Annotated in this window: 1 rRNA gene (cut by a window edge); it reads right to left on the reverse strand. The window is 52.2% G+C overall.

Features of this window, described 5'->3' with window-relative positions:
* Positions 1–8 precede the first annotated feature (8 nt).
* A 23S ribosomal RNA gene (locus tag COE49_RS08100) occupies positions 9–2,500 on the reverse strand (it continues 430 nt past the right edge of the window).

Here is a 2,500-nt window from a genome sequence, read left to right on the forward strand (position 1 = left end):
CATATTATATGGTTAAGTCCTCGATCTATTAGTATTCGTCAGCTCCACATGTCACCATGCTTCCACCTCGAACCTATCAACCTGATCATCTTTCAGGGATCTTACTAGCTTACGCTATGGGAAATCTCATCTTGAGGGGGGCTTCATGCTTAGATGCTTTCAGCACTTATCCCTTCCGCACATAGCTACCCAGCTATGCCCTTGGCAGAACAACTGGTACACCAGCGGTGCGTCCATCCCGGTCCTCTCGTACTAAGGACAGCTCCTCTCAAATTTCCTACGCCCACGACGGATAGGGACCGAACTGTCTCACGACGTTCTGAACCCAGCTCGCGTACCGCTTTAATGGGCGAACAGCCCAACCCTTGGGACCGACTACAGCCCCAGGATGCGATGAGCCGACATCGAGGTGCCAAACCTCCCCGTCGATGTGGACTCTTGGGGGAGATAAGCCTGTTATCCCCGGGGTAGCTTTTATCCGTTGAGCGATGGCCCTTCCATGCGGAACCACCGGATCACTAAGCCCGACTTTCGTCCCTGCTCGACTTGTAGGTCTCGCAGTCAAGCTCCCTTATGCCTTTGCACTCTACGAATGATTTCCAACCATTCTGAGGGAACCTTTGGGCGCCTCCGTTACACTTTAGGAGGCGACCGCCCCAGTCAAACTGCCCACCTGACACTGTCTCCCGGGTCGATAAGACCCGTAGGTTAGAATTTCAATACAGTCAGGGCGGTATCCCACCAGCGCCTCCACCGAAGCTAGCGCTCCGGTTTCAAAGGCTCCCGCCTATCCTGTACAAACTGTACCAAAATTCAATATCAGGCTACAGTAAAGCTCCACGGGGTCTTTCCGTCCTGTCGCGGGTAACCTGCATCTTCACAGGTACTATAATTTCACCGAGTCTCTGGTTGAGACAGTGCCCAAATCGTTACACCTTTCGTGCGGGTCGGAACTTACCCGACAAGGAATTTCGCTACCTTAGGACCGTTATAGTTACGGCCGCCGTTTACTGGGGCTTCAGTTCAGAGCTTCGCTTACGCTAACCCCTCTCCTTAACCTTCCAGCACCGGGCAGGTGTCACCCCCTATACTTCGCCTTACGGCTTCGCAGAGAGCTGTGTTTTTGCTAAACAGTCGCTTGGGCCTATTCACTGCGGCTTTCCGTTAAGAAAGCACCCCTTCTCCCGAAGTTACGGGGTCATTTTGCCGAGTTCCTTAACCAGAGTTCTCTCGCACACCTTAGGATTCTCTCCTCGCCTACCTGTGTCGGTTTGCGGTACAGGCACCTTTTATCTCGCTAGAAGCTTTTCTTGGCAGCGGGGAATCAAAGACTTCGCTCCATAAGGAGCTTCCCCATCACAGCTCAGCCTTCACGATAAGCGGATTTGCCTACTTATCAGCCTAACTGCTTGGACGTGCACAACCAATCGCACGCTTCTTCTATCCTTCTGCGTCCCTCCATTGCTCAAACGATAAAGAGGTGGTACAGGAATATCAACCTGTTGTCCATCGCCTACGCCTGTCGGCCTCGGCTTAGGTCCTGACTAACCCTGAGCGGACGAGCCTTCCTCAGGAAACCTTAGGCATTCGGTGGACGGGATTCTCACCCGTCTTTCGCTACTCATACCGGCATTCTCACTTCTAAGCACTCCACCAGTCCTTACGGTCTGACTTCACTGTCCTTAGAACGCTCCCCTACCACTGATACCATTGGTATCAATCCGCAGCTTCGGTGGTGTATTTAGCCCCGGTACATTTTCGGCGCAGAGTCACTCGACTAGTGAGCTATTACGCACTCTTTAAATGGTGGCTGCTTCTAAGCCAACATCCTAGTTGTCTAAGCAACTCCACATCCTTTTCCACTTAATACACACTTTGGGACCTTAGCTGGCGGTCTGGGCTGTTTCCCTTTTGACTACGGATCTTATCACTCGCAGTCTGACTCCTAAGGATAAGTCATTGGCATTCGGAGTTTGACTGAATTCGGTAATCCGATGAGGACCCCTAGTCCAATCAGTGCTCTACCTCCAAGACTCTTACACTTAAGGCTAGCCCTAAAGCTATTTCGGGGAGAACCAGCTATCTCCAGGTTCGATTGGAATTTCTCCGCTACCCACACCTCATCCCCGCACTTTTCAACGTGCGTGGGTTCGGGCCTCCATTCAGTGTTACCTGAACTTCACCCTGGACATGGGTAGATCACCTGGTTTCGGGTCTACGACCACGTACTAAACGCCCTATTCAGACTCGCTTTCGCTGCGGCTCCGCCTCTTCAGCTTAACCTCGCACGGGATCGTAACTCGCCGGTTCATTCTACAAAAGGCACGCCATCACCCATTAACGGGCTCTGACTATTTGTAGGCACACGGTTTCAGGATCTCTTTCACTCCCCTTCCGGGGTGCTTTTCACCTTTCCCTCACGGTACTGGTTCACTATCGATCACTAGGGAGTATTTAGCCTTGGGAGATGGTCCTCCCAGATTCCGACGGAATTTCACGT

The organism is Bacillus sp. AFS029637, from assembly GCF_002584985.1.
In the GTDB taxonomy this organism is placed as follows: Bacteria; Bacillota; Bacilli; order Bacillales; family Bacillaceae_G; genus Bacillus_A.